A 25,541-nucleotide genomic window follows, 5' to 3' on the forward strand; every position below is an offset into this window, starting at 1 on the left:
CCTTCGGGACAATGTTTATAACTTTACCTCAACGAAAAGATGTTCATCGAAGTGCTGAATGGTTCACTGATGAACAGCATATCCCTCAACAATGAGCAGGTCGAGCTCTGCCCTCCAGAACGTCCTCAGCGCGTCCCCGGGCGAGCAGACGATGGGCTCCCCGTGCATGTTGAAGCTCGTGTTCAGCACCGCGCCCAGGCCGGTCTTCCGCTCGAAGGCCTTTATGATACCGTAGTAAACAGGGTTGATCTCTTCTCTCACCGCCTGCGGTCTCGTCGTGCCGTCCACGTGGACGACGGCCGGGGCAAGCTCCCTAAAGCTTTCGCTCGCGGTGTAGCTCATCGTCATGAACTCGTTGGGTTCACCGTTGAGGTCTTCAAGGTACTCCCCGGCCTTCTCCCGCAGAAGTGAAGGCGCAAACGGCTGGAAGACGTCGCGCTTCAGGGCAACGTTGAGCCTCTCCTTAACGGTTCTGTCCATGGGGTTTGCCAGAATCGAACGGTTGCCCAGTGCCCTCGGCCCGAACTCCATAGCTCCCCGGAAAAAGCCAACGAGCTTCCCCTCAACGAGGGCATCGGCGATGAAAGAAACATCGACCTCTTCGAACTCCACCCCTTCCTTCTTTAACAGCTCCTCGACTTCTTCAGGTCCGTATGAGGGGCCGAGGTAAACGTGCTCCAGCCTGGAGGGTCTCCACCTCCCGTCGAGCCTCTCGAACTGAGCCTTCACAAAAACCGCCGCCCCGAAGGCCAGTCCTCCGTCGTCCATCGCCGGAAAGACCCAGACGTCGTCATCCCCGAAGATTTTTCTCAGCACCGCGTTGGCTTTTACGTTCTGGGCAACTCCACCTGCGTAAGCGAGGGGAAGGCTTCTCGACCTCAGCTTCAACCCGAGCTCCTCCATCAGCCTCTCCAGGTGTGCCTGGGCGCTTGCCGCTATCTCGATGGCCTTTCTCTGGAGCTTGCCTTCGAGCTTTCCGCGCTTCATCTGGAGGGCAATCTCTCTGGCGTGGCGCAGGGGGTAGTCAAAAAGTTCGGCGAGCTTCCTCGTGGCCTCGATTCCAATGGTTCCAAGATGGTTGTCGAAGCTCAGCCCGTTGAGCCCTATGATTGAGCTTAAGTCATAGGTTGGCCTGCCGTAGGCGGCCAGGCTCATTACCTTCCCCTCGTGGCGCATCGGCTTGAAACCCAGAAGCTCGGTAACGGAGGCGTAGAAATCCCCGAGGGAGTCGAGGTAGGTGCTCTGGGCAATCCGTATCATCTCGCCGTCTCTCGCGATGTAAATCGAGGCGCTCAGCCCGTCACCGGCCGCGTCTATGCTTACCGCCAGGGCGTCCCTCCAGCCCGAGGTGTAGTAAGCCGAAGCTGAGTGGGCGAGATGGTGCTCAACGAAAATAACCTTCTCCTTAAACCCAGGGCCGAAGAGGGCGCGGAGGTTGGTCTCAAGCTCAAGAAGTCGCTTCTGCTTTCGGAATATGCCGGCCACGGCGATGATCTCAACGTCTTCTGGCCTCGCACCCGCCATCTCCAGGACTTTCCTCACGCTGAGGATTGGGAAGCCCCGGTATTTTTTGACCCTGTTGAGCCTTTCCTCGTTGACTGCGAATACCCTATCTCCATTTATGAGCACCGCACCGGCGTCGTGACCGTCGTGGATTCCCAGAATCATGGTGGTGCATTCCACCTTCCTTTTTTAAAGGTTGGGGAGGGGAAGAATTTAAAAATCCCGCCGGATTAGTACACATCGGAGGTGAAACCATGAAGAGGGCTGCTGCAATCATTGCCCTGCTCTTCCTGGCGCTCGTTCCCGTTGCGGGTGCCACCACGTGGAATTACGAAAACTTCGTCAAGCAGTCAATCGCCTGGTACTATCTGTATCAGAGCGATGAGCAGAAGTTCAACGAGCTCTACAACCTCAGCGTCCAGATGAACGTCAGCAACGAGACCCTTGCCCTTGCGATGGAGCTTTACAACAACGCAAGCGCCGAGTACAGCCAAGCGATAACCTACGGAATTCCTCAGGAGACCCAGACGTTCCGCTGGGTCGTCTTCAGCGTCCACATAAGGAAGGCCTACCTCTACATAAGCCAGGCCGTTGAGGTTCTTGAAGAAGCGCTTGCTCCCCCTGAGAATCAGACCGCATGATTTCTCTTCTTTTATTCCCTTGAACAAGGATAAATGTTGAAAGAAGAGGTCAGTAGGTTCTTGCAAACCTTGCCACGAACTTGGCTTCCCTTCCGCAGACCGGACACTTCTTACCCTCTATCCTGGCCTTCTCCTCCGGGTAGGGCGTTCCAAGCATCTTGGCGTCGAGTATCTCCTCCATCTCAAGACCGCAGCTCTCTTCACCGCACCAGGCTATCTCCACTATTCCACGCCTGTCCTCAAAGACAGTCCTAGCCTCCTCAATGGTCTCAACGCGCTTTATGTGGCTCTCAAGGAACTCCCTTGCCCTGCTGTGGAGGTTCTCGTGAATATCATCCAGAATCCTTCTGACTTCGTCAACGATGGCCTCGCGTTCGACCGTGACCTTCTCAAGGGTATCACGCCTCGCAAGGACGGCCTTCTTGCCCTCGACATCCCTCGGGCCAACTTCCACGCGGAGGGGAACCCCCTTGAGCTCCCAGTCATAGAACTTTCTTCCCGGTCTTATGTCGCGCTCGTCAACGTGCACCCTGAGGCCTGCCACCCTCAGCTCCTCCGCTATCTCGCGGGCATAGGAGAAGACGTCAGCCTCGGCGTCCTTCTTGGGAATCGGCACGATCACAACCTGTATTGGGGCTATGGTGGGGGGCAGAATCATTCCCCTGTCGTCGCCGTGGATGGCTATGACGGCCGCGAGAAGGCGCTCGCTCATCCCGAAGGTGGTCTGGTGGACGTACTCGTGGTCTCCACTCTCAGTCTCGTACTGGATGTTGTAGGCCTTCGCGAAGTTCTGGCGGTAATTGTGCATGGTGCCTATCTGGAGCGTCCTGCCGTCGGGCATCATGACCTCGGCTCCGAGGGAGTAGTAGGCACCGGGGAACTTGTCCCAGTCGGGGCGCTTGGAGACTATGTAGGGCAGGGCCAAGAACTTTGCAAGTCTGTCGAATATCTCAAGATCCTCCTTTATCTGCCTCTCTGCGTCCTCGTAGCTGTCGTGAGCGGTGTGCGACTCAAAAAAGCGGCTTATTTCCCTGACCCTGATCAGAGGCCTCGTGTGCTTGGTCTCGTAGCGGTAAACGTTGACTATCTGGTAGATTTTGAAGGGCAGGTCGGCGTGGGAGCGGATCCACAGGGAGAACATCGAGTACATAGCCGTCTCGCTCGTTGGCCTCAGGATGAGCCTGACGTCGAGGGGGTCGTGGCCTGCGTGGGTGACCCAGAACACCTCTCCCTCAAAGCCTGCTATGTGCTCGGCCTCCTTCTGGAACTCGGTCTCGGGGATGAGCGCCGGGAACAGAACCTCGTTGTGCCCGGTCCTCTCCATCTCGGAGTGTATGAACCTCTCGATGTTTCTCATGATTTTCAGCCCATACGGGAGCCAGATGTTCATCCCCTTGACCGGATACCGCTTGTCCTGGATTCCAGCCGTCTCAATCAGCTCGTTGTACCACTCACTGAACTCCTCGCTCCACTTCTTCCTCTCCACCTTACCCATCTACACCACCTAAAGGGAGAAACCGGAAAAGTTTTTAAGTTTTCCCGGTGGCGGCTCGGCTTTTTTACGAATCCCATGCAAAAACCTTATTAGGGTCGTTTCGATAAGCATCTTAAGGTGATACCATGAGGCCGAAGGTGGCCGTTCTCTTTAAGATGAAGAGCAGGCCCGTTGAGGAGCTCAGGAAATATGCGGACGTCGAGTTCGTCCTGTATCCAAGCGTTGAGGAGCTCAGGGAGAGGATAGGAGAGTTTGATGGCGTAATAATTTCCCCGTTGAACAGGTTTCCACGGGAGGTCATCGAGAGAGCCGAAAGAATGAAGGTCATCAGCTGTCATTCCGCCGGCTACGACCACGTTGACGTTAAGGCCGCAACCGAGAGGGGAATATACGTCACTAAGGTGTCCGGCGTCCTGAGCGAGGCCGTTGCGGAGTTCGCAGTTGGCCTGACCATAGCACTCCTCAGGAAGATAGCCTACACCGACAGGCTCATACGCTCAGGAAAGTGGGAAAGCCATGCGGTGATATGGAGCAGCTTTAAGGACATCGAGACCGTCTACGGCAAGAGAGTGGGGATCCTCGGCATGGGCGCCATCGGGAAGGCCATAGCAAGGAGAATGAAGGCCATGGGGACGGAGATACTCTACTGGTCCCGCTCCCGGAAGCCCGATATTGAAAGGGAAGTTGGGGCTGAATACATGCCGCTCGAAGACGTCCTGAGGCAGAGCGACATCGTTATACTCGCCCTCCCGGCAACGCCCGAGACCTACCACATCATAAACGCGGAGAGGGTAAAGCTCCTTGAAGGCAAGTACCTGGTGAACATAGGACGCGGCACGCTGGTGGACGAGAAAGCTATTGTCAAGGCCATCGAAGAGGGCAAACTTAAGGGCTATGCCACCGACGTTTTCGAGAACGAGCCCGTTCGGGAGCACGGGCTCTTTAAACACGAGTGGGAGACAGTTCTGACTCCCCATCACGCCGGCCTTTCGAGAGAGGCCATGGAGGATATGGGCTTCCAGGCGGTTAGGAATCTCCTCGCGGTTCTCCGCGGGGAAGTCCCGGAAACGCTCGTGAACCGCGAGGTGGTTGAGATACGCTCCCCAGAGGAGGTTAAGATGCTTTGAGGTGGTTGTGATGCTTGTCGAGGAGCTGAGGGAAATAACCCGGATCCCCGGTATCTCGGGCTATGAGGAAAGGATACGGGAAAAGATAGCCGAGTGGGTTGAACCCTACGCCGACTACACGGTCGACACGATTGGAAACCTCGTCGTCGAGCTCGGCGAGGGCGAGCTTAAGGGGGTCTTCATGGCCCACATGGACGAGATAGGCCTTCTGATAACAGGTGTAAGGCCGGATGGAAAGCTCACCTTCAGGAAAATCGGTGGAATAGACGACAGGCTCCTCTACGGAAGACACCTCGACGTCATAACCGAGAACGGGAAGCTCGACGGCGTCATCGGAGCGCTCCCGGTGCACCTCAACCTCGAAAGGAAGTTCGACACGGTTCCATGGAGCAGGCTGGTCATAGACATAGGTGCCGAGAGCAGGGATGAGGCGGAAGCGCTTGGGGTCAAGGTGCTTGACTACGCGGTCTTCAAGAAGCACTTCGCGGTTCTCAACAACCGCTACGTCTCGACCCGTTCCCTGGATGACCGCTTTGGGGTTGTCGCCCTCGTGGAGGCGATCAAGGACCTCGTTGACCACGACCTGGAGGGGAAGTGGATCTTCGCCTTCACCGTGCAGGAGGAGATAGGCCTCAAGGGAGCCCGCTTTTTGGCCGAGCACTACACTCCAAAGTACGCCTTTGCGGTTGATTCATTCGCCTGTTGCGGAGACATAACCGGCGATGTGAGGCTCGGCGGTGGCGCTGTGATAAGGGCCGTTGACAACTCCGCGATTTACACGAGGAGGCTCGCCAGAAAGGTTGCCGAGATAGCGTCTAGGAACGAGATTCCCCTCCAGATAGGCGTCACAGGCGGCGGAACGGACGCCTCGGTGTTCCAGCATAAGAGTGAGGTCATGGCCTTGAGCGTCCCGATAAGGTACCTCCACAGCGAGGTCGAGACACTCCATCTGGCTGATCTGGAGGCGCTGATAAAGCTTATAGAGGCGATAGCGTTTGAACTGTGAAGTTTAAATATTCCGGTACATATGTGGGATTGGTGGGAAAAGTGGGACTAACCAAGGTCGACACCAAGGGCAGGGTGGTCATTCCGAAGGATATCAGAAAAAGAATGGGCATAAAGCCCGGAGAAGAGTTCCTGATAACTGAAATAGATGGGAATACAATAGTCATGAAACGCTTCGACGTCAGGAAGATGCTTGAAGGGCTGATAAAGAACGCCAAAGGTATCAATCTCGACGAACTCAAGAAAGACACCGAGAAAGAGGGGAACAGAGTTGCAAAAGAGCTCTATGGTCTCTAAATTTCTCTTGGATACCAACGCCTTCATAGCCACGGTGAAAAAGGGGTGGACGGATACCACCGAGCTCTTACTCCATATTTTATCCAATGATGAATACCGCATTATCGGAAACGACGTCCTGCTGACCGAATACCGGAAATACGCTGAGAGGCTCAATGCCGGGGATTTCTACGAGTTCCTAAGACTCCGGATGGAGATAGTCAATCCCACCCGAAAAGAGGTGCTTCGTCTCCTCCCTTACTTCCCACCCACCAAGATAGCTGACGCGGTGCATGCAGCCACCTGTCTGAAAACGGGGGCGGTGTTGATAACCAATGACAGGCATTTTGGGAAAGTGGCCGAAGAAGGCCTGATTGAAGTATGGAGCATAAGCGACGCGATACGAAAAATTGTTGGGGAGGTGATTCCTTGCTCAAATACGTCGGCTACTTCGCGGTCGGAGTATTCATCGGCATCCTCGCGGCCCTCTTTGGTCTTGGAGGTGGATTCCTGATAGTCCCGACGCTCAACTTCCTCGGTGTCGAGATACACCACGCCGTCGGAACGTCGAGCGCCGCTGTGGTCTTTACCTCCCTCAGCTCGGCGGTAGCTTACTCGAGGCAGAGGAGGATACACTACAAGGTCGGCCTTCTGCTGGCCTCAACTGCCGTGGTCGGTGCCTACATCGGCGCGTGGATGACGAGCTTCATAAGCGCCGCCCAGCTGAAGGTCATCTTCGGTCTCGCCCTTGTGGTGGTCGCCGTCAGGATATACCGCAAGAAAACCGCAGAGCCGAGCGAGGTTAAGCTTGAGGAAGTGCAGGTCAACTACAGGCTGGTGCCAGTCGGCGGCTTCTTCGCCGGAATCGCCAGCGGTCTCCTCGGCGTCGGCGGCGGAATAATAAACGTGCCCTTCCTGACCTACCTCGGTCTGCCCATACACTACGCGGTGGCAACCTCCAGCTTCGCGATAGTCTTCACCGCGACCGCTGGAGCGCTCAAGCACTACGCCATGGGCAACGTTGAGACCCAGTGGCTGATACTCCTCGTGCCGGGCCTCATAATCGGCGCTCAGCTCGGTGCGAGAATAGCCAAGAGAACCAAGGCGGCGTCGCTTAAGAAGGCCTTCGCAGTGGTTATGGCCCTTTTAGCTCTGAGGATGATACTGAAGGGTCTCGGCCTTCCGATTCCGTGAGCTTTTCTCTCCTCCTTTCTTTTAGATAAGCCGCCCCAAGTAGGAGAGCCAGGGCTATCATGACCACCCACGCGATCACCAGCGGCCTGTCGTAGGGATAGTACAGTTCGCCCGTGAGCGCGTAGGGCAGGGAAACGGGCAGCAGCAGGAGGCTGAGAACCAGTCCGATGAACCCTCCCGCCAGGAACATCAGGACGTTCCCGGTACCGTAGCCCATCTCCCCACCGATCGCTTTCTCCCCCCAGTAGCTGAGCCATATAGTGGCCGTTGTCAGGGGGACCGCCCCGACCAAGTTCGCCAGCCCGAGATTTCCTTTTCTCCACATGTAGAGGCCGTAGGCGAGAACAGGGATTAATCCCGCCCCGGCACAGCCCATCCAGACAGAGAGGTCTTTGTAGAACCCATACGGGGCGTCCCAGTTGGCAAAGGCTATTGCACCCGGCTGGGTGAGGACAAAAACAAGGAGCACCAGGAACCAGAACCTCAGCTCCAACGCCTTCACAAAACAACCACCGGAGAATTTTTAACGCTCCACCTGAAAAGAGTTTCCATGCTGGAGTACCTCGCGGATTTCGTCCTGGGTCTTGGCATCGGTCTAATAGCCGGCCTTTTCGGGGTCGGTGGGGGGTTTCTCATCGTTCCAGCCCTCACCATACTGGGCCTTCCCATACACATGGCCATCGGGACGAGTCTGGCATGCATAGTCCTCAGTTCCCTCTCCGCCGCGGTCACCCATATAAGGCGGGGAGCGGTTCTCTATCGTGTTGTGGCCATTAAGGAAGTATTCTCAGTCCCTGCCGCTTTAATGGGTGCGTACGCCTCCTCACTGCTCCAGGAGGATGTTCTCAAGTCCATGTTCATACTGCTCCTCCTGTACCTGTCGTTTAAAATGTGGGGGGACGAGACAGCCGCCGACCTTGAGGGAGGGGAACTCAAAACCCTCCGGATTTCGGCAGTAGGAATTCTCTCCGGGTTAATCTCCGGACTGCTGGGGATCAGCGGGGGCATTTTAAACGTTCCTCTCTTCCATGCCTATGTACGGATTCCCATGAAATACGCCGTTGGGACTTCAAGTCTCGCCCTTTTCTTCACCGCCCTCGCAGCCTCTTTCGGCCACTACCGCCTCGGGCAGGTTGACGTACACACGGCCATTCTTCTCGCACCGGGCCTTCTTGTTGGGGCCAGAATCGGTGCCCTTCTAGTTCACAGAGCCCATCCCAAGCACCTTCGGAAGGCATTTTCCGTTATATTGGTAGCCGTGGCACTCAGAATGCTCCTTTAGGGCACATATTTATTAACACCTCACCGAATACGGCACTGGGGGAACTTGACTGTGGATTCCGGGGGGACGTGCCGAGCGTTGCCTTGGGATTGGATGCAGAAAGAGGGACACGGAGTTTAATCCTTCATTTAGGCCTGCAGGAAGGAGACATGCCTTACAGACAGCCTATCTGGGCTGGTCGAAAAGAATGAAACGCTCTGAAACGTTCGTTCCGTCGGAGTCCTCAAATACGTTAAGTGCCTAGCCTTCATCGGTGATGCCCATGAAGGGTATGAAGGGTTTTGCACTGGCCCTGGCAGCCTTGCTACTTGGTAGCATAATACCGCTGGGCCTTGCGGAGAGCAACAGCACCACCGGATCGTATACCGGGGTTCTCGACAACAGCACCAGGGAGATGGTGATAGCGGGGCAGCTGATCGACCAGCTTCAGAGGCTTAGCAAGTTCGCCGAGGACAAGATAGAGCCCATAAAGGGCAAGCTGCCCGAGAACTCCACGATACTCACCCACTACGAGCTCGCGGAGGACTACAAGGAAAAAGCGGTGACTGAGTACGAGGGCGGCGACTACTACAACTCCATACTGGACAGCCTCACGGCCATGCACCACTACAGGGTCGCCCTCTCGGCGCTCAAGGAGGCCAAAGAGAAGGTACAGGACGTCAGGGAGCGCATCAAAATGGAAATCGAGCGCATGACGGAGTACTTCAGGTTCGTTGAAAAGACAATCCGGCTGGCGGAAAACCAGGGAATGGACGTGAGCAACCTGACCGCGCTCTACAACGAGACCAGGGATGCCTACAAAACTGTGCTCGATGACCTTAATGCCGGGGACTACGAGAAGGCCAGGGCAGACTATGAAGTCGCCAGGGAGAAAAAAGCCATCCTCGACAAGGAGCTGAGGAAGGTCCGCGAGCAGCTCGCCTACGCAAACGCTGACAAGATAGTTACCGAGTTCCTTGAGAGGGGCGAGAAGGGCATCGAGATTGCCCGGAAGGCCATCCAGCTCGGCCAGGAGAAGGGCTACAACACCACCGAGCTCCAGGAGAGGCTCAATGCTTTCTCGGAGGTTTACAGCCAGGTCAAGGCCCTCGCTGACGAGGGCAAGTGGGAGGACGCCCTGACTGTCATGAAGGATAACAGGGAAACCATAGTTGAGTTCCACAACGCCGTTGAGTTCGTGCTCAGGAAGGTTCGTGAGAGGGAGCTCGATGAAAAGCTGAAGGACGTTCGCGCTTTCCTCAGGGAGATGAACGACAGGATTCAGAAGGATGCAAAGGCACTCCGGGAGCTCAAGAGCAGGGGCGTTGACACCACCAGGGCGGAGGTTCAGCTGAAGGTGGCCGCCCAGGAGCTCAGGATGGGCGTCGAGCTCCTCAAAGCAAAGAAGCCCCTCCAGGCCAAGGCCCACTTCGCCGTAGCGCTGGACATGCTCCACAAGGTGGATGAGTTCATACTCGCCCACTCCTGACCTTTCATTTTTCATTGCGGAGGGATGCTTAAATGAGACTCAGATGGGCCCCAATCCTGCTGATGATAACGATCATCCTCCTGCCGGGGGTTAGTGCGTATACCGTCTCATCCCTGGTTCTGACGGTCTACAATGACGGCTACGTCAGGGTTGAATATGAGATACTGCCCGCGGAGTATTCCGCTCAGATTGAACTCCCCCTCCTCGGCGACCATTACGAGAACGTTATCGTCGAGGACGGGAACGGAAATCCCCTCAACTTCAGGCTTGAGAACGGAAGCCTCCTCATATATTCCGGGGACGCCGGCATAGTCAGGATCTCCTACTATACCCCGGACCTGACCGCAAAGGAGGGCGTGGTGTGGACGCTTCACGTCGCGACCAACGATTCCTTCACTGTGGTGCTGCCCGGGAATGCCATAGTGGTCGATCTGAGCGACATACCCCTCGAAATAGCCGGAAACTCGATAACCATGCCCCCAGGAAACCAGAGCGTCTCCTACACATTCAACGGCAGGGGAGCCGGCAGTGAAGGTGAGACGGGAAGTTCTACGTACCTGCCAATCCTGGCCGGTCTTGGAGTGATCGGAGGTCTAGCCTACGTGCTCTGGAGGATAAAAAGCGGGGGGAAATCAATGCCCACCCGCGAGGAGTTCCAGGCCAGACTTGAGAACCTCGACCTCAACGAGGAGGAGAAGCGCGCACTGCTCTACATCTTCGATAAGGGTGGCAAGGCAAGCCAGGCGGAGGTCCGTGAAGCGGTAGGCCTGCCAAAAACCACTGCATGGAGGATGTTCAAGAGGCTTGAGAGGAAGGGGCTGGTAAAGATACTGAAGGGGAAGAAGGAAAACTGGGTGGAACTTAGATTTTAGGGCTGATGAAGAGAGGGAAGCTCTTCAACCTTCTCCTTCCTCTTTCTAAGTACTTTTTTGTGAAAGGGAAACCCGGAGAAACGTTTTGAAACGAGCAAAGTCCGGCGGGTTCCTAATATACGTGTGGAGCCTATCCACCATCAGGTGAGAGCCATGAAGATGGGTATGAAAACACTGCTGGTGCTCTTCATAGGAGCACTGATACCGCTCAGCACCGCTGCGTGGGCGGCCAGCGTAAACGCAACCGCAGACAACACGACCGGGGTGGGCAACCAGACCCTGCCGGTCAACGCCACGAACGTAACCAACACCACCCTGGCCAACATGACCAACGTCACCAATACGACGAACACGAGCGGTGTTCAGGCGTACAACCTTCTTGTGATAGTGGATAAGGTCGCCAACTACACCGCCGGCCTGATAGCCGAGCTCAACGCGAGCAACGTCACAATTTCCAACTACACCCTTGACCTCTACTACCAGGCCGAGGCAACCCGCGCCCAGGCGTGGGAGCTTTACAACGCGGGCAACTACAGCGAGAGCATAAACGCCTCTATGAACGCCCTCTACCTCTACAAGGAGGTCATCGAGGAGCTTACCGACCACTACGAGGAGCACAAGGAGAAGAAGATGGAGGAGTATGAGTACTACGAGACAATAATGGACGCCAAGGAGGAGCTGCACCGGGCTGCGGAGTACTTCCCGTACGTTGAGAAGGTCATAGAAGAAGCCAAAGCGGAGGGCCTCAACGTTACCTACGTCATGGGGCTCTACAACGAGACCAAGGCCGCCTATATGGTCGTTGCCCAGGATCTTGCAGGCGGCAACATCACCGCCCTCAAGGCAGATCTTGAGTACGCGGAGGAGCTCATGGACAAGCTTGAGGACGCCGTTGAGAAACTCCAGGAGCAGATCGTCACAGCCAAGGCCGATGAGATCAGCCAGGCCTTCATGGAGAAGCTCCAGGAGCAGATGAAGCTCATGCAGGAGCTAATGGCCGTGCTCCAGAACTCAACTATAAACGCCACATACCTTCAGGAGAACCTGATGGAGCTCCAGAGCATGTACGAGCAGTTCAACGCCCTCGTTGAGAGCGGCCAGTACGAGGAGGCCCTTGACATGCTCCACGATATCACAGACGAGCTGAAGGACATAGTCGAGGAAACTAAGGAGATAGAGAAGGAGTACAAGGAGGAGAAAGAGCACAAGGAGAAGGAGCACGAGGACGAATATGAGGAGGATCACAAGGAAAAGGACGATCACAAGGACGAATACACCGGCGATGAGAGCGAAGATGGCCAGAATGGGGACTATGAGGAGCAGGATTCCCACGATGGGGACAGCGGCCAGCATGAGGACTCCGAGGACGACAGCTGGGGCGGGGAACACAGCGGTGAAGACGACTCAGAGGACGAAGGGTGAACCTCCCCTTCTAATATCTTTTTAAGGGGGATTTCTTAATTTCTGGAGGTGCTGGGATGAGGAGCAAAGCAGTGATGGTGCTCGCAATTGCGCTCATGATCCTGCCCCTCGTAAGCGGGCAGTATTCGGTCGAGTCTCTGGGCCTCACGGTCTATTCCGACGGATACGTCAAGGTAGTTGAGGTCATCGTCCCCGAGAACTACACCGTTAGTTTTTCAGTCCCGCTTCTCGCAACCAACGTTGAGGGGCTGACCGTTATCGATGAGAACGGGAAACCCCTGCCGTACGAGATAAACGGCTCCCTCCTTACCGTGTACTTTGAAAACGCCACGGGCGTTAAAATAACCTATTACACCCCCGACCTGACCGCGAAAAACGGTGCCATATGGAGCCTCAGTTTCAGCTCAGCCGCCCCCGTTAAAATCACGTTTCCGGATAACGCTGTCATAGTTGACCTCACCGACATACCCCTTGAGATAAATGGAAACTCGATACTGATGCCCCCAGGGAACCAGACGGTCTCCTACGTCATCCAGTACAGGCAAGCAGAGACGGGGATTCCAACAGCCTCGACCTCCGGAACGACCACTGAGGTTTCAAATTCGACGGTGCCCTCCAATCCAAGTTCCTCCCAAACCCCGAGCACTCCGGCTGGAGGCTCCAGGAACTGGACGGCGATTGGCATACTGGCCCTCTTCGCACTGGCCGCCGGTGGGGGCTTCCTCTATATGAAGCGCGGGGAAGGAGATGGCGGAACCCTTGGTATCAGCAGAGAGGACTTCGAGAGACGCCTCAAGGAGTACGAACTGACAAAGGACGAGGAGAAGGCCCTACTCTACCTGTTCGATAGGGGCGGGAGGGCCAAGCAGGCCGAGGTAAGGGAGATGCTGGGCATTCCAAAGACGACCGCCTGGAGGATGTTTCAGCGCCTTGAGAAGCAGGGGCTGGTGAGGGTCTACAAGAAGAAGAGGGAGAACTGGGTGGAGCTCAAACTCTGAGCCCTCACCTTATCCTTGCACCCAGCTTTATTTCTTTGTCCGGCATCAGCAGAGCCACGTTCTCGCCATCGTCAGCCGCTAAGAGCATCCCCTGGCTTTCTACTCCCCTGAGCTTCTTGGGTTCGAGGTTCGCTATGATGACGACGTAGTGGTTCAGCAGCTCTTCCGGCCTGTAGTACTTCTTCAGCCCCGCGACGAGCTGCCTGACCTCGTCGCCGAGGTCAACCTTGACCACGTAGAGCCTGTCGGCGTTGGGGTGGTCGCTGACCTCGATTATCTTTCCCACCCTGAGATCAAGCTTCAGGAAGTCATCAAAGCTTATGTACTCCATGCCCTCACCACCTTTCTCCTTTTTCTTTGCCTTTTCCTTCTTCAAGGCCTTTCCGGGCTTTTCAGATTTGGCCCCGATTTCATCCCCGTAGATGCTCTTAAGGATTGCCATCGCCTCCTCCCGCTTAGCCTCTCCAAAGCGCTCGAGTGCAACCTTCACCACATCGTCCCGCCTGTAGTACTTGTCGAGGAGCAGCCTGGCGCTCTTGGGATTGCCCCGGGCTATGTAGTTCACGATGAAGTAGATGATGTCCCCGTCGGTTACCTTCTTGAACATCGGGCTGGCCTTCCTGACGCGGTGGCCAGCAGGAAGCTCGGTGAACTCCCAGCGCTTGAGCTCTTCAAGGTTGAGTAGGTGCCATATCTTCTCGCTCGCATCGGGGAGGAACGGCTCAAGGAGCACTCCGAGCGCCTTGACTATCTGGAGGGAGATGTTCACGGTGGTCGCGGTCCTTACGCGGTCGGTCTTGGCGGTCTTCCAGGGCTTCTGGTAGTCAAAGTAGCGGTTGCCGAAGATGGCGAGCTCCATAACGCGCTTCAGGGCGTCCTTAAACTTGTACTGGCCTATCAGCTTTCCTGTGTCCTCAAAGGCCCTCTCAATTTCCTCAAAGGCCTGCCTGTCGAGGTCGTCGAGCTCGCCCCTTTCGGGCACCACCCCATCGAAGTAGCGGTTGGCGAAGGTGAGTGCGCGGTGCACGAAGTTTCCAAGGTTGTTTACAAGCTCCTCGTTTATCTTGCTCTTGAAGTCGGCGAAGCTGAAGTCGCTGTCGCGAGTCTCGGGCATTATCGCGGTGAGGTAGTAGCGGAGGTAGTCGGCCGGGAAGGCGTCGAGGAACTCGTGAACCCATATGGCCCAGTTTCTGCTGGTGGAGAACTTCCTGCCCTCAAGGTTCAGGTACTCATTGGCGGGAATGTCGTAGGGGAGAAGCCACTCCGCCTCGACTTCTTCATCTTTGTACTTGCCGTGGGCCATCAGGAAGGCCGGCCAGAATATGGCGTGGAAGGGCACGTTGTCCTTGCCTATGAAGTGGATGACCCTGGTTTGACCATCGAGGTTGAGCCAGAACTTCTTCCACTCGTTCTCTCTTCCCTCTTTCTTCAGGTGCTCAATGGTGATGGAGATGTAGCCTATGGGTGCCTCGAACCATACGTAGAGCACCTTTCCTTTGATGTCCTCGTCCTCCAGGGGAACCGGAATGCCCCAGTCCAGGTCGCGCGTTATGGCCCTCTCTTCGAGGCCCTCCCGTATCCAGCCGAGAACGGTGTTTCTGACGTTCGGCTTCCAGTGTTTCTGGCCTTCCACCCACTCCTTCAGCCTCTCTTCGAAGTCCTGCATCCGGATGTAGTAGTGGGCAGAGTCCTTTGTGGTGATTGGATTGCCGCACAGGTTGCAGCGCGGGTTTATGAGTATCTCAGGAGTCAGCGGGTGGCCGCAGACCTCACACTGGTCGCCGCGCTGGTTTTCAGCGCCGCAGTAGGGACAGGTTCCTATCACAAACCTGTCCGGGAGGAACATCTTATCGTGCTCGCAGTAGGCCTGCTTGGTGACCTTCTTGACGAGATGCCCGTTTTCGAGTGCTTTGAGGAAGAACTCCTGGCTTATCCGGTAGTGAACCGGCAGTTCAGTCCTCCCGAAGTAGTCGAAGCTTATCTTTGCCCTCTCGAAGGTCGTCTTTATGTGCTCGTGGAACTCGTCGACTATCTCCCTGGCGCTCCTGTTCTCCTTGAGCGCGCGGAAGGTTATCGGCGTCCCGTGCTCGTCGGTTCCGCAGATGAAAAGCACTTCCTCGCCCCTGAGCCTGAGGTAGCGGACGAATATATCCGCCGGCAGGTAAGCTCCGGCGAGGTGTCCCGCGTGAATCGGCCCGTTAGCGTAAGGGAGTGCCGAGGTTACCATGTACCTGACCATTTTAACCACCGTCCCGGCAATGGGTTTAGAGCCTTATAAGACCTGCGGGTTTTAAACATTACGGTGGGTTATTAAGTTGGAAGAAAAATATGCAGGGTTTGATATATCAGAGCAGAACCACGTCGAGGCCGAGCTTTCTGGCGATTTCTCCCTGCTTTTCGTCGCATGTGATGAGTGTAGCGTTAAGTGCCTTCGCCTGAGCTATAAAGAGGGCATCGTAAACCGTAATCCCCTTTTCGAGGGCAATCCTGAAGGCCTCACCAAGGTACTTAGCGTTTTCCTCCACCTTTATGGCCCCGCTCCCGGCGAGTTCTACGACGCCCTCAAAGAGCTCTTCCGCTTTTTCCTTGTCAATCGTCTTCATCCTTAGGGCATGTTTCCAGAGGACGTTTGCCACCTCAACGAGAAGTAGCTCAACGGTAACGGGCTCTTCCTCCGGTCGGAGGTGTGGAACGACCTTCTCCCAGCCCTCCTCCCTGAGAAGGAACTTTGCGAAGGCAGAGGTGTCAATGACTCTCACGGTCATCCCTCACGAGTCGCTTTGAAGTACCTTCCGGAACGCCGGGGAGGGATTCCACGAGGTTGAGGAGCCTCTCAAAGGCCTCTCTCTTTTTCTCCTCCTCTATGCGTTCGATTATGAACTCCCTTATCTCGGCACTCCAGTTTATCCTCCCCCTGTACCTCTCCATTTCCCTCTTGAGGTGCTCCGGAACGCGCACAGTAACAACGGCCGAACTCATGTAGTTCACCATAGTGGTTTTTCGTATTACAAAACTTAAGGTTTTCGTATGACAAACTCCGAGCAGATTAAAAGGAGAAGTTATGGACTCTGAAGTGATCTTCCAGCGCAATGTTATCGGTCACGCCCCAAAAGGTTTTTATTAGAGTTGAATCTCGTATATCACTTCCGAAACCCTCACTTCCCCAGCGAGAGCTCCTTTGCCCTAACGACTATCACGTTCTCTGGCAGCTCCACTTCACCGCGCGTTATTATCACGGCCCCGTCGTGGGTCGTCATCGTAACCTTCACCTTCTTGAAGCCACCGGTCTCGCCGACTATCACGAGGGGTTTCCCCTTCAGCTCAAGGAACTTTTTGAAGACCTCTGGCTCGACGAAGACCAGAACACCTCCAGCGATAACGCGGTTGGCATCGACGGCCATTCCGCAGCCCATCGGCACCACCACATTTGGTTCCACTCAAATCGAAATTAGCCTTTCGGTGGCAAAGTTTATCTATCACAACTCCAAGTTCCTTGTGGTGAAGGGAGTGGAGAAAACTAAGTATGTGGTCTCCAACAGGGAGTGGCGGGCCAAGATGGATGAGCTGAGGGCTAAGGCTAGGGCCGATCTCGACAATGTCCTCAGGCGGGCTTTCGGATCGATAAAGTCCGAGAAGTCCTGGCGCGAGCTGGAGGCTGAGCTCTATGAGGAGCTGTCTCGTGGACAGTAACGTGTTCGTGGAGGCCCTAAAGGGCAATACAGAGGCGGAGAGCCTTCTTTCAGGACTGTTCCACTCAGACTGGCGGGTTTTCATAAATGAGGTTGTTTTCAGTGAAGTCTTTTACCATTATCTTCGTATCAGAGTCGGTCCGTACTGGAAAGCAAAGAAGAAACCGGAACTCGTTAAATCAGCCGTGCAGGAGTTTGAGGAAGTTGTCCTGCCTCTCCTTGCAATCCCTGACTTCCTGGAAGTTAACTATGATGTGGCCACGGTTGCGGTCAGACTATCTTCCGAATACGGGCTTCTTCCAAATGGTGCCCTCTTGCTTGCCACTGCGGAGTACTATGGGATTGAGGCATTAATATCGCTTGATTCTGACTTCGTGAATGCATGCAGTAGAGAGGGCGTGCTCTTAATTTCATCCCCCGATGAACTGGAGGTGTAATCATGAAATCCCGCGTCGTCGAGAGGTTCAAGTTCGAGGCGGCACACGCGGTCATCATAGACGGCAAACCTGAGGAGATCCACGGGCACACCTTTTGGCTTGAGGTTGCCGTTGAGGGCCCGCTGAGGGACGGCTACGTCATTGACTTCCTCCAGCTGAGGGCGATCGTTGAGGCGGTCATCAAAAAACTCGACCACAGGAACCTCAACGCCCTCTTTGAGAACCCGACGACCGAGAACGTAGCCATGTGGATAGCGGGAGAGGTTGAGAAGAGGCTTCCCGGTGGCGTAAGGCTTCAGAGGGTAGTCCTCTGGGAGGGCGAGGAGAATGGAGTTGAGTTCGAGTTCTGAAAATTCCCGTGAGAATGATTCTCGCAGGAATTTTTTTAATCCAACTCTTCTCCCGGGCCGTTAATCCTTCTTCAAGTGAGGAAACTCTGCCCGCACTCCCCCCACACTCTCCACCATAGCAACGCCGTTTTTAGAGCCGTTCAGGTCGATTTTTCCTGGTAGAAGGGACTTTACGGGGACTGCCTTCTCCATCTCCTTGGTTGGGAGCCAGTTTATCAGGTCGCCATCTTCGACCTCAAGAACCCTTGTTATCCCAACGGGCCCCTCGATGATGTATTTCGCGGGCTTCTTTGGCGTGTAGAGACGCCACTTTCTGGCGGTTTTGAAGTCCACAACTCTCCTCGCGGAGTCCAGCCAGATGACGTCTATATCGTCCAGCATGAAGAACATGTGAATTGAAGCGTTGGCCTTCGTCTCGGCGGGGAGAACAAAGACCAGGGCATAGTTGACATTCCTAACGAGCATTAACCCCCTAAACCGTTTGAAAAAGCTGTCGGCGAGTCTGACCCTCCCGTTCCAGGTTCTGCCCTTGGTCTCGTTGATGAGCATAACGGAAGATAGAAATGTGAATTGATAAGTTTTTGGGAAATGGGAGAAAATAGACAAACTCAGAGCTCGCCTTTTTTGGCTTTCTCGCCGAGCTCAAAGCCCTTGCGGAGCGCTCTCAGGTTTATCTCCTCCGTCCCCTTGGGCACAGCGTCCAAAACGGCCTTCTCTATGGCCTCCCTGCTCACAACCCTTGTCCACGCGGTGAGGATTCCCAGGGTGAGGATGTTCATGGTGAGGCTGAGGCCGGTCGTCTCTTCGGCTATCTCCGTGAGAGGAAGCGAGAGCACCTCAAGCTTCTTCTCAAACTCGAAGTCCCTGTGGGGTACCAGCTCCTCCTCGACTATTATCCTGGCGCCCTCCTTTACCGTGTGGAGGTACTTGTTGTAGGCCTCCTGGGAGAAGAAGACGGCACAGTCCGGCCTTAGGGTCTTAGGGTAGTCTATGGGCTCGTCGCTGATGACGACCTCGGCCTTGCTCGCCCCTCCCCTCGACTCCGGTCCATAGGCCTGCGTCTGCACAGCGTAGAGGTTCTCGTAGACAGCTGCCGCCCTTCCGAGGATAACGCTGGCGAGTATAACCCCCTGGCCGCCGAAGCCGCTGAAGAGTATCTCCCTCCTCATTCCTCCCACCCCATCATCTTCTTGGCGCGCCTCTTGTACGCCTCGTACTCCCTGACGAGGCCGGGCCTGTCCCTGTCTGCGAACTCACCGATGACTATCTTACCCTCCAGCTCCTCCGGAGGCATCTTCTTTGCCTTCGCGAGCGGAACGGTTATCTTCTGGTACCAGCGGAGCAGCTCCGGAGCTGTTTTCATTCTGTTCCTCCTTCCGAAGCTGATCGGGCACGGAGATAGGAACTCGACGAGGGTGAAGCCCTCCTTGCTCAGAGCCTTTTTGATGCTGTTGATGCCCTGCAGGTAGTTGAAGACGCTCCACCTGGCGACGTAGTTGGCCCCGGCCGAGACGGCCAGGTCAGCTATGTCAAAGGGGTTCTCGAACTGGCCGTAGGGGGCGGTGGTTCCGCGCAGGCCCTTCAGGGCGGTCGGCGCTACCTGTCCCCCGGTCATTCCGTAGGTGAAGTTGTTGATGAGTATTGCCGTAACGTCGAGGTTCCTCCTGATGGCGTGAATGAAGTGGTTCCCACCTATTGCTGCGGCATCACCGTCGCCCATGAAGGCGATTATCTTGAGGTTCGGGTTGGCCAGTTTTATGCCGGTGGCAAAGGCCAGAGCCCTTCCATGGGTCGTGTGGAGGCCGTCGAAGTTGACGAAGCCGGGCACACGGGAGGAACAGCCTATTCCGCTGACCCAGACTATCTCGTCCGGGTTGAGGCCGAGGTCGTCTATCGCGCGGAGCGTGTACTGCAGTGCCGAGCCTATTCCACAGCCCGGACAGAATATCGTCGGGAGCATGTCCTTTCTCAGGTACTTGTCGCGAATTTCGTAAGCGGACTTCAAGTACATTCAGCCCACCACCCTCTCGACTATCTCCATCGGAGTGTGAACCTCGCCGCCTATCTTCGCTATCAGCTCGACCTCAGCTTTTCCGTTGGCACCTTCCTTGACGAGGTGGTAGAGCTGTCCGAGGTTCATCTCCGGGACGTATATCTTCCTCACGCGCTCTGCGAGCTCTTCGATCATGTCAAAGTCGAAGGGCCATATCGTGTTGAGCTTGAGCATGCCTGCCTTGACTCCCCTGTCCCTGAGTATCTTCACCGCCCTGAGGGCGGAGCGCGAGACTATGCCCGTGCTGATTATCGCTATTTCAGCGTCGTCGAGCTCGTAAGCGTCGTAGGTTATTATGTCAGCCTTGTTGCGCTCCAGCTTCTCAATTATCCTCCTCACGAGCTTCTCGTGGACTTCCGCATCGACAGTCCTGGGCCTTCCGCGTTCGTCGTGGGTGAGGCCCGTGACGTAGGTGCGGTAGCCCTTTCCGAATATCGGCATGGGTGGAACGCCGTCGCCGTGTATGTCCCCGAAGGGGTACTTGGCCTCCTCCTCGCTGGCCGGCAGCTTGCGGTCTATAATTTCTATCTCCTCGGGCTGGGGAATGTAAACGCGCTCGCGCATGTGGGCTATCTCGGCGTCGGTGAGAAGAACCACCGGCGTCCTGTACTTCTCGGCCAGGTTGAAGGCTCTTACGGTGAAGTCAAAGGCCTCCTGAACGGTTGAGGGGCTGAGGACTATCAGCGAATGGTCGCCGTGGGTTCCCCAGATGGCCTGCATTATGTCGCCTTGAGCTGCCAGCGTCGGCTGGCCGGTTGAGGGGCCCCCGCGCTGGACGTCCACGACAACAACCGGAGTTTCCGTCATTATTGCGTAGCCGAGGTTCTCCATCATGAGGCTGAAGCCCGGGCCGCTCGTTGCCGTCATGGCCTTTGCACCGGCCCATGATGCACCTATTATGGCCGCCATGCTCGCCAGCTCGTCCTCCATCTGTATGCTTACGCCATCGACCAGCGGCATGTAGAGCGCCATCGCCTCGAATATCTCGCTCGCGGGTGTGATGGGATAGCCTGCGTAGAACCTGCAGCCGGCCAAAATTGCCGCCCTCGCTATTGCCTCATCGCCCTGAATGAAGTCGCTCTTACCAACCGGAAAGGGGTATCTCATCTGCATCCCTCCTCATAACCAACCCGGAAAGCTTTGATGTTTATCTCCTCCGTTCCCTTGGGAACCCTTCTCCCTATGGCCTCCTCGACGCTTTCCCTCTTTACGACTCCAGTCTTCGCCACGAGGTAGCCGAGGGCGACCATATTGACTGTGAGTGCCAGGCCGGTGCTCTCCTCGGCGAGCCTTGTGAAGGGAGCGCCGACGTAGTCCCTATCGGGCCTGACGAGGTCTGTGTCTATAATCAGCAGCCCGTCCTCCCTGAGCTCATCCTTCACGGTGTCGTAGCCGAGCTGGGCGAGGGCAACCAGGACGTCCGCCTCGGTGACTATGACGTCGTAAATCGGCTCCTTCGATATTATGACGTCGGCTATCGAGTGGCCGCCCCTGCTGGCCGAGCTGTAGTCCTGGGTCTGGACAACGTTCAGCCCCTCTATGGCGGCGGCCTCGCCGAGTATGACCCCTGCGAGCACAACACCCTGACCGCCTATGCCGGCGAACCTAATCTGCATCTCCAATCCCCTCCAGGTAGGATTTCGTGAATGCCAAAAACTCCTCCGCGTACTTCAAAACCCCACGGGCTTCCTCCTCAGTGTACTCTACGAAAACATCGTAATCGGCAGTATGGCGCATGTTTAACGCCTTGGAATAGCCGGTGTAGAGCCTCGCGGGAATCTCCCCCGTTTTGACGAACTCCTTTCCGAGCTGAGCGTGAACCCCTGCATGGCTCTTCGGCGTTATGCCCTTTGAGAGAAGAAGCGCCCTTGCACAGTAGAACATGACGTAGTAGGCGCTTGATATGGTGAATGCATGATAGCCCTTCTCAAAGAGCTCTTTGGTGGCCTTGAGTCTCTCATCTGCTTTTTTCAGCAGAGCGCTGATCTCTTCCTTTTTCATACCCTCACACCCTCCGTCTTCGCTGTGGTGTAAAGGCTGTCTTTTCTGGAAGTGTGCGGCACTATCATGACCGAGACACCCAGCTCAAGGGTAAGCTCGGCGCTCAGCCTTCCTATCTCGTCCCAGTCCTCCCGCTTTATCCCGTCTTTAAAGACTAGGAGAACGTCTAGGTCGCTTTCTTCCCCGTAGTCTCCCCTAACCCTCGAACCGAAGACGATGACCTCCTCAACCCTGTCCCCAAATGCCTCCCTCAGCCTTCTGCCGATGGTCTCAAACTCCATCATCTTCACCCTTAAGGCCGAAGTGCTCCTGGACTTCATCAATGAGCTTGTTAAGCTCCGTGGTGAACTCCGGCCTCTCCCTGTTGACTATCTCTCCTATGACGAACTTGCCCTCAAGCTCCTCCGGGCTCATGTTTCTCGCCCTGCTGACCGGGACTGAGTTCTTGAGGAACCACCTGAGCATCTCGGCCGGTTCCTTCATCCTGTTCCTCCTTCCGTACTGGACGGGACACTGCGAGATAACCTCGACGAGGGAGAAGCCCTTGACCTGGAGGGCTTTCTTTATGCTCTCTATGAGCTGATAGACATGCGCCGTTGTCCACCTGGCAACGTAGCTCGCCCCGGCGGCGGCAACGGTCTCCGAAATCTGGAGCGGGTGCTCTATGTTTCTGTATGGGCTGGTCGTCGTCTTCGCCCCGAAGGGAGTCGTCGGTGCGACCTGACCGCCGGTCATTCCGTAGATGAAGTTGTTCACGAGGATGACCGTTATGTCGATGTTCCTCCTCGCGGCGTGGAGGAGGTGGTTTCCGCCGATGCTCGCTAAATCGCCGTCCCCGCTTATAACGACGACCTTCTTATTAGGCAGCCCAACCTTGACGCCGGTGGCGAAGGCTATCGCCCTCCCGTGGGTCGTGTGGAGGGTATCCGCCAGGAAGTACGGCGAGGCTATCCAGGCGGAACAGCCTATCCCGCTGACGACAACCAGGTCCTTCGGGTCTATCCCGAGCTGATCAACGGCGTTGGCGAAGGCGTTGAGAACCGTTCCCCCACCGCAGCCGGGACAGAGTGCAGTGGGAAGGGCCTCCTTACGGAGGTACTTAACCATCGGATACGTGGAGTATATCTTCTTTGCCATCAGGCAACACCCCTTATCTCGCGGAGGATTTCCTCAACGGTCAGAGGCACGCCGCCGATCTTGTTCACGCCCCTGAGGAGGACGTCGTCGTTAACGTAGCGCTCGACCTCTATTATCATCTGACCGAGGTTCATCTCGGATACGAGTACCGCCCGTGCCCTCCTAGCCAGCTCGCGCATCCTCTCACCTGGAAACGGGTGGACGGTCTTCGGCACAAAGAGTCCGACGTTTATCCCCTCCTCCCTGGCCTTAAGAACAGCCCCCAGTGCGGGTCTGGCCGTCACGCCCCAGCTCACCACGAGGATTTCCGCATCGTCCGTGAAGTGCTCTTCATACTTCTCGTAAACCCCGCGGTTCTTCTCTATCTTTCTGTGGATTCTCCTCACGAGCCTGTCGTGGACCTCTGGCGTGTAAACGTCCCTCAGGCCGGTTTCCTTGTGGGTCGAGCCCGTAACGTGGGTGAAGTATCCGTGACCGAAGAGAGGCATCGGCGGAACGCCGTCGCCGTGCGGGTCGCCGAAGGGAAGCTTTGCCTCCCCTTCGTTCTGGGGGAGTTTGCGGTAGATTATTTCGACCTCGGAAACGTCCGGAATCTTTATCTGCTCTCTCGTGTGGGCGAGGACTCCATCGAAGAGCACCACCACAGGGGTTCTCAGCCTCTCGGAAATGTTGAACGCCCTTATGGTCTCCCAGAAAGCATCCTGCCCGCTTGTGGGAGAAACGGCAACTATCGGATGGTCTCCGTGGGTTCCCCACCTCGCCTGGAAGAAGTCGCCCTGTGCCCCCTTCGTGGCCTGTCCGGTTGAGGGACCGCTCCTCTGGACGTCGACCAGAACGAGCGGGGTCTCGGTCATGACCGCGTAGCCGAGGTTTTCCTGCATGAGCGAGAAGCCGGGACCGGCAGTTGCTGTCATCACCTTGAATCCCGTCCAGGAGGCGCCTATCATGGCCGCTATACTTCCAATCTCGTCCTCCATCTGGAGGTAATAACCTCCAAGCTTCGGCAGCTCCCGGGCCATGGTTTCGGCGATTTCGCTGGATGGCGTTATCGGGTAGCCCGCGTAGAAGCGGCAGCCCGCGAAGAGTGCACCGTATGCAACCGCCTCGTTGCCCTGCATGAAGTAGTTGCCCGGCTTGTAGAGCCTCCTCAGGAGCCTGAGCTGTTCAGGCTCGTCACCACGGATGATCATGAGTCACCACCTTACCGCTATCGCGAAATCAGGGCAGAGCAACTCACAGAGCTTGCACTTGACACACTTCTCGGCGTGAACCGGGACTGGGTAGTGGACACCCTTCTCGCTCAGCTCCTTGCTCCATTCAAAGACCTTCCTCGGGCACATCTCAAGGCATATACCACAGCCCTTGCACAGAAAGGTGTCCACATCAATTTCAACGACGCCCTCGGCTTTGCCGGTAACGAGGTAGTCCGACCTTTCAACCACGGTTTTCCCTTCGACATCCGCCATAAGCATCACCCGCGATTTGCTAACCCCGTTTACGTTTGTCAACATTTAAAGGTTTCGTGAGGGCTCATAAATGGGCATCAAAGAACCGCGGGAGGAATTATAAGACTCGCGAAAAGAAAACATGAAAGTTCTTTCAAAAACGAAATACCTTCACCACGTCACCAGCTGCCAGTCGAGGAGGCCGCTCTCGACTATGTACTCCCACCTCTCGCGGCACTCGGGCTTGAGTCTCTCGATGTGGCTCAAATCCTGCGTTGCCGAGAACTTCTTTATCGCCCTTCCTATAACCCGGTCGTAGTCTGTGAGGCAGTTGTGTGGACCGCGCTTTGAACCGGCCCCAACGGGATCGCTGAGTATCCTCTTCTCCGGAAACCTCTTCTTTGCCCAGATGAGCACTTCAACCGCGCTCCAGATCCACGGAGGCCGGTACTCCTTCTTTTCCCAGAGCCTCTCGTAGAGCGTCCCCTTCTGGATGTCGGTGATGTTTATCGAGAACGTGTCCGTGTAGGGCTCGGCCCTGATTATGCTCTCCTTGACGTCCTCTATGCCATCGCGCTCGGAGAGAAAGATTGGCTTGAGCAGGAGGTAGGTCTTAACCTTTGCCCCCGCCTCGTGGGTTATCTCGGCCGCCTTCACGAAGTCGGCAAAGGTGTTGCCCTTGTTTATCGAGACATCGGCTATATCATCGTTGGCAGTTTCAAGGCCTATGGCAACCTCGAAGTGCTTGTCCGAGACTATCTCGGCCAGCTCCTTCACGGCATCGTAGCGGACCAGTTCGCTCCTGCTCTCTATGACTATCTCTTTGACCTCATCAATTTCCGCAAGGATTTCAAAGATTTTCTTCCTTGTCTCGGGCTTGAGCTCCCCGTTGTCTAGGAAAGAGCCTGATGTAAACATCCTCACTGCGAAGGGCCCCTTCTTGCCCTCGATCTTCTTGAGTGCCTCGCGGACGTAGTCAACTATTGCCTCCTGGGTCCACCTAACCTTCGGTGCGGCGGTGGGGTATGCGCACATGTAGCAGGCTTCGTTTATCCTAAAGCGGTAGCACCCGATAGTCGGGAGTATGACAAACAGCGCCGTTCCGGGCTTTCCAGCAACGTTGTCCTCACTCGTCCAGTAGCTCAT

At 55.9% G+C, this 25,541-nt stretch carries 32 protein-coding genes; 14 read left to right on the forward strand and 18 right to left on the reverse strand.

Features of this window, described 5'->3' with window-relative positions; all coding sequences use genetic code 11:
• Positions 1-63: 63 nt before the first annotated feature.
• Positions 64-1,668: a carbamoyltransferase family protein gene (locus tag ACZ5M3_RS00485; RefSeq protein ID WP_464839788.1), complete on the reverse strand. Its 1,605-nt coding sequence runs from the start codon at positions 1,666-1,668 to the stop codon at positions 64-66.
• An 89-nt stretch (positions 1,669-1,757) separates the two neighbouring features.
• On the opposite strand from ACZ5M3_RS00485, the gene ACZ5M3_RS00490 reads away from it, so the two are divergent.
• Complete coding sequence (locus ACZ5M3_RS00490) at positions 1,758-2,144, forward strand: pyrolysin (protein ID WP_464839789.1); 387 nt, start codon at positions 1,758-1,760, stop codon at positions 2,142-2,144.
• Between the two features lie 49 nt (positions 2,145-2,193).
• Here ACZ5M3_RS00490 and proS read toward each other — a convergent pair whose 3' ends face one another.
• Positions 2,194-3,639 (reverse strand): proline--tRNA ligase, encoded by a 1,446-nt coding sequence (gene proS, locus ACZ5M3_RS00495; RefSeq protein ID WP_464839790.1) that lies wholly within the window; start codon positions 3,637-3,639, stop codon positions 2,194-2,196.
• A 125-nt stretch (positions 3,640-3,764) separates the two neighbouring features.
• On the opposite strand from proS, the gene ACZ5M3_RS00500 reads away from it, so the two are divergent.
• The 5 genes from ACZ5M3_RS00500 to ACZ5M3_RS00520 are packed head-to-tail and all read left to right on the forward strand — an operon-like array spanning position 3,765 to position 7,241.
• Entirely contained in the window at positions 3,765-4,766 is a 1,002-nt protein-coding gene (locus ACZ5M3_RS00500) for a 2-hydroxyacid dehydrogenase (protein ID WP_464839791.1), read from the forward strand.
• Positions 4,767-4,776: 10 nt separating this feature from the next.
• Positions 4,777-5,772: a M42 family metallopeptidase gene (locus ACZ5M3_RS00505; RefSeq protein ID WP_464839792.1), complete on the forward strand. Its 996-nt coding sequence runs from the start codon at positions 4,777-4,779 to the stop codon at positions 5,770-5,772.
• Positions 5,773-5,804: 32 nt separating this feature from the next.
• Positions 5,805-6,068: an AbrB/MazE/SpoVT family DNA-binding domain-containing protein gene (locus tag ACZ5M3_RS00510; protein ID WP_464839793.1), complete on the forward strand. Its 264-nt coding sequence runs from the start codon at positions 5,805-5,807 to the stop codon at positions 6,066-6,068.
• Entirely contained in the window at positions 6,043-6,561 is a 519-nt protein-coding gene (locus ACZ5M3_RS00515; protein ID WP_464839794.1) for a type II toxin-antitoxin system VapC family toxin, read from the forward strand. Before ACZ5M3_RS00510 ends, ACZ5M3_RS00515 begins: the two co-directional genes overlap by 26 nt.
• A complete protein-coding gene (locus ACZ5M3_RS00520) occupies positions 6,477-7,241 on the forward strand; it encodes a sulfite exporter TauE/SafE family protein (RefSeq protein ID WP_464839795.1) in 765 nt (254 codons plus the stop codon). Before ACZ5M3_RS00515 ends, ACZ5M3_RS00520 begins: the two co-directional genes overlap by 85 nt.
• Here the strand turns inward: ACZ5M3_RS00520 and ACZ5M3_RS00525 are convergent.
• A complete protein-coding gene (locus tag ACZ5M3_RS00525) occupies positions 7,183-7,743 on the reverse strand; it encodes a hypothetical protein (RefSeq protein ID WP_464839796.1) in 561 nt (186 codons plus the stop codon). The two genes, ACZ5M3_RS00520 and ACZ5M3_RS00525, sit on opposite strands and share 59 nt — an antisense overlap.
• A 48-nt stretch (positions 7,744-7,791) precedes the next feature.
• On the opposite strand from ACZ5M3_RS00525, the gene ACZ5M3_RS00530 reads away from it, so the two are divergent.
• The 5 genes from ACZ5M3_RS00530 (at position 7,792) to ACZ5M3_RS00550 (ending at position 13,283) form a co-directional block, all read left to right on the forward strand.
• A complete protein-coding gene (locus tag ACZ5M3_RS00530) occupies positions 7,792-8,523 on the forward strand; it encodes a sulfite exporter TauE/SafE family protein (RefSeq protein WP_464839797.1) in 732 nt (243 codons plus the stop codon).
• Between the two features lie 262 nt (positions 8,524-8,785).
• Complete coding sequence (locus ACZ5M3_RS00535; RefSeq protein WP_464839798.1) at positions 8,786-9,991, forward strand: hypothetical protein; 1,206 nt, start codon at positions 8,786-8,788, stop codon at positions 9,989-9,991.
• A gap of 32 nt (positions 9,992-10,023) precedes the next feature.
• Positions 10,024-10,863, forward strand: a complete 840-nt coding sequence (locus ACZ5M3_RS00540; RefSeq protein ID WP_464839799.1) for a helix-turn-helix transcriptional regulator — start codon at positions 10,024-10,026, stop codon at positions 10,861-10,863.
• 153 nt (positions 10,864-11,016) lie between these two features.
• On the forward strand, positions 11,017-12,285 hold the full coding sequence (locus ACZ5M3_RS00545) for a hypothetical protein (RefSeq protein WP_464839800.1): 1,269 nt from the start codon (positions 11,017-11,019) through the stop codon (positions 12,283-12,285).
• Positions 12,286-12,341: 56 nt separating this feature from the next.
• Positions 12,342-13,283, forward strand: a complete 942-nt coding sequence (locus ACZ5M3_RS00550; protein WP_464839801.1) for a helix-turn-helix transcriptional regulator — start codon at positions 12,342-12,344, stop codon at positions 13,281-13,283.
• 4 nt (positions 13,284-13,287) lie between these two features.
• Here the strand turns inward: ACZ5M3_RS00550 and metG are convergent, their stop codons facing one another.
• From metG to ACZ5M3_RS00570, 4 genes are all read right to left on the reverse strand, one after another.
• The gene (gene metG, locus ACZ5M3_RS00555; RefSeq protein WP_464840985.1) at positions 13,288-15,522 is read right to left on the reverse strand and encodes a methionine--tRNA ligase; all 2,235 of its coding nucleotides are present in this window, start codon (positions 15,520-15,522) and stop codon (positions 13,288-13,290) included.
• 106 nt (positions 15,523-15,628) lie between these two features.
• The gene (locus ACZ5M3_RS00560) at positions 15,629-16,048 is read right to left on the reverse strand and encodes a type II toxin-antitoxin system VapC family toxin (RefSeq protein WP_464839802.1); all 420 of its coding nucleotides are present in this window, start codon (positions 16,046-16,048) and stop codon (positions 15,629-15,631) included.
• The gene (gene vapB, locus ACZ5M3_RS00565) at positions 16,029-16,274 is read right to left on the reverse strand and encodes a type II toxin-antitoxin system VapB family antitoxin (RefSeq protein WP_464839803.1); all 246 of its coding nucleotides are present in this window, start codon (positions 16,272-16,274) and stop codon (positions 16,029-16,031) included. Before vapB ends, ACZ5M3_RS00560 begins: the two co-directional genes overlap by 20 nt.
• Positions 16,275-16,438: 164 nt before the next feature.
• Positions 16,439-16,696, reverse strand: coding sequence for a hypothetical protein (locus ACZ5M3_RS00570; RefSeq protein WP_464840986.1), 258 nt, complete (start codon positions 16,694-16,696; stop codon positions 16,439-16,441).
• A gap of 85 nt (positions 16,697-16,781) precedes the next feature.
• Here ACZ5M3_RS00570 and ACZ5M3_RS00575 point away from each other — a divergent pair, with 85 nt between their 5' ends.
• The 3 genes from ACZ5M3_RS00575 to ACZ5M3_RS00585 are packed head-to-tail and all read left to right on the forward strand — an operon-like array spanning position 16,782 to position 17,759.
• On the forward strand, positions 16,782-16,973 hold the full coding sequence (locus ACZ5M3_RS00575) for a hypothetical protein (RefSeq protein ID WP_464839804.1): 192 nt from the start codon (positions 16,782-16,784) through the stop codon (positions 16,971-16,973).
• The gene (locus ACZ5M3_RS00580; protein ID WP_464839805.1) at positions 16,963-17,409 is read left to right on the forward strand and encodes a type II toxin-antitoxin system VapC family toxin; all 447 of its coding nucleotides are present in this window, start codon (positions 16,963-16,965) and stop codon (positions 17,407-17,409) included. Before ACZ5M3_RS00575 ends, ACZ5M3_RS00580 begins: the two co-directional genes overlap by 11 nt.
• Before the next feature lie 2 nt (positions 17,410-17,411).
• Positions 17,412-17,759, forward strand: coding sequence for a 6-pyruvoyl trahydropterin synthase family protein (locus ACZ5M3_RS00585; RefSeq protein ID WP_464839806.1), 348 nt, complete (start codon positions 17,412-17,414; stop codon positions 17,757-17,759).
• Positions 17,760-17,819: 60 nt separating this feature from the next.
• Here the strand turns inward: ACZ5M3_RS00585 and ACZ5M3_RS00590 are convergent, their stop codons facing one another.
• The 11 genes from ACZ5M3_RS00590 to ACZ5M3_RS00640 all read right to left on the reverse strand — a co-directional run bounded on the left by ACZ5M3_RS00590 (position 17,820) and on the right by ACZ5M3_RS00640 (position 25,541).
• Complete coding sequence (locus tag ACZ5M3_RS00590) at positions 17,820-18,308, reverse strand: DUF192 domain-containing protein (protein WP_464839807.1); 489 nt, start codon at positions 18,306-18,308, stop codon at positions 17,820-17,822.
• Positions 18,309-18,367: 59 nt separating this feature from the next.
• Entirely contained in the window at positions 18,368-18,928 is a 561-nt protein-coding gene (locus ACZ5M3_RS00595) for a 2-oxoacid:ferredoxin oxidoreductase subunit gamma (RefSeq protein ID WP_464839808.1), read from the reverse strand.
• A complete protein-coding gene (locus tag ACZ5M3_RS00600; protein ID WP_464839809.1) occupies positions 18,925-19,770 on the reverse strand; it encodes a 2-oxoacid:ferredoxin oxidoreductase subunit beta in 846 nt (281 codons plus the stop codon). The genes ACZ5M3_RS00595 and ACZ5M3_RS00600 overlap by 4 nt, the downstream gene beginning before the upstream one ends.
• Positions 19,771-20,919, reverse strand: coding sequence for a 2-oxoacid:acceptor oxidoreductase subunit alpha (locus ACZ5M3_RS00605; RefSeq protein ID WP_464840988.1), 1,149 nt, complete (start codon positions 20,917-20,919; stop codon positions 19,771-19,773).
• Positions 20,916-21,428 carry a 2-oxoacid:ferredoxin oxidoreductase subunit gamma gene (locus ACZ5M3_RS00610; protein ID WP_464839810.1) on the reverse strand — a complete coding sequence of 171 codons (513 nt, stop codon included), beginning with the start codon at positions 21,426-21,428 and terminating at the stop codon, positions 20,916-20,918. Before ACZ5M3_RS00610 ends, ACZ5M3_RS00605 begins: the two co-directional genes overlap by 4 nt.
• Positions 21,418-21,813 (reverse strand): HEPN domain-containing protein, encoded by a 396-nt coding sequence (locus ACZ5M3_RS00615; RefSeq protein ID WP_464839811.1) that lies wholly within the window; start codon positions 21,811-21,813, stop codon positions 21,418-21,420. Before ACZ5M3_RS00615 ends, ACZ5M3_RS00610 begins: the two co-directional genes overlap by 11 nt.
• Positions 21,810-22,094, reverse strand: coding sequence for a nucleotidyltransferase family protein (locus ACZ5M3_RS00620; protein ID WP_464839812.1), 285 nt, complete (start codon positions 22,092-22,094; stop codon positions 21,810-21,812). The genes ACZ5M3_RS00615 and ACZ5M3_RS00620 overlap by 4 nt, the downstream gene beginning before the upstream one ends.
• Positions 22,084-22,950: a 2-oxoacid:ferredoxin oxidoreductase subunit beta gene (locus tag ACZ5M3_RS00625; protein WP_464839813.1), complete on the reverse strand. Its 867-nt coding sequence runs from the start codon at positions 22,948-22,950 to the stop codon at positions 22,084-22,086. The genes ACZ5M3_RS00620 and ACZ5M3_RS00625 overlap by 11 nt, the downstream gene beginning before the upstream one ends.
• Positions 22,950-24,140 (reverse strand): 2-oxoacid:acceptor oxidoreductase subunit alpha, encoded by a 1,191-nt coding sequence (locus tag ACZ5M3_RS00630; RefSeq protein ID WP_464839814.1) that lies wholly within the window; start codon positions 24,138-24,140, stop codon positions 22,950-22,952. The genes ACZ5M3_RS00625 and ACZ5M3_RS00630 overlap by 1 nt, the downstream gene beginning before the upstream one ends.
• 3 nt (positions 24,141-24,143) lie before the next feature.
• Positions 24,144-24,416, reverse strand: a complete 273-nt coding sequence (locus ACZ5M3_RS00635; protein WP_167891252.1) for a 2-oxoglutarate ferredoxin oxidoreductase subunit delta — start codon at positions 24,414-24,416, stop codon at positions 24,144-24,146.
• 150 nt (positions 24,417-24,566) lie between these two features.
• Positions 24,567-25,541, reverse strand: a complete 975-nt coding sequence (locus tag ACZ5M3_RS00640; protein ID WP_464839815.1) for an archaeosine biosynthesis radical SAM protein RaSEA — start codon at positions 25,539-25,541, stop codon at positions 24,567-24,569.

It is taken from the genome of Thermococcus coalescens (assembly GCF_055392585.1).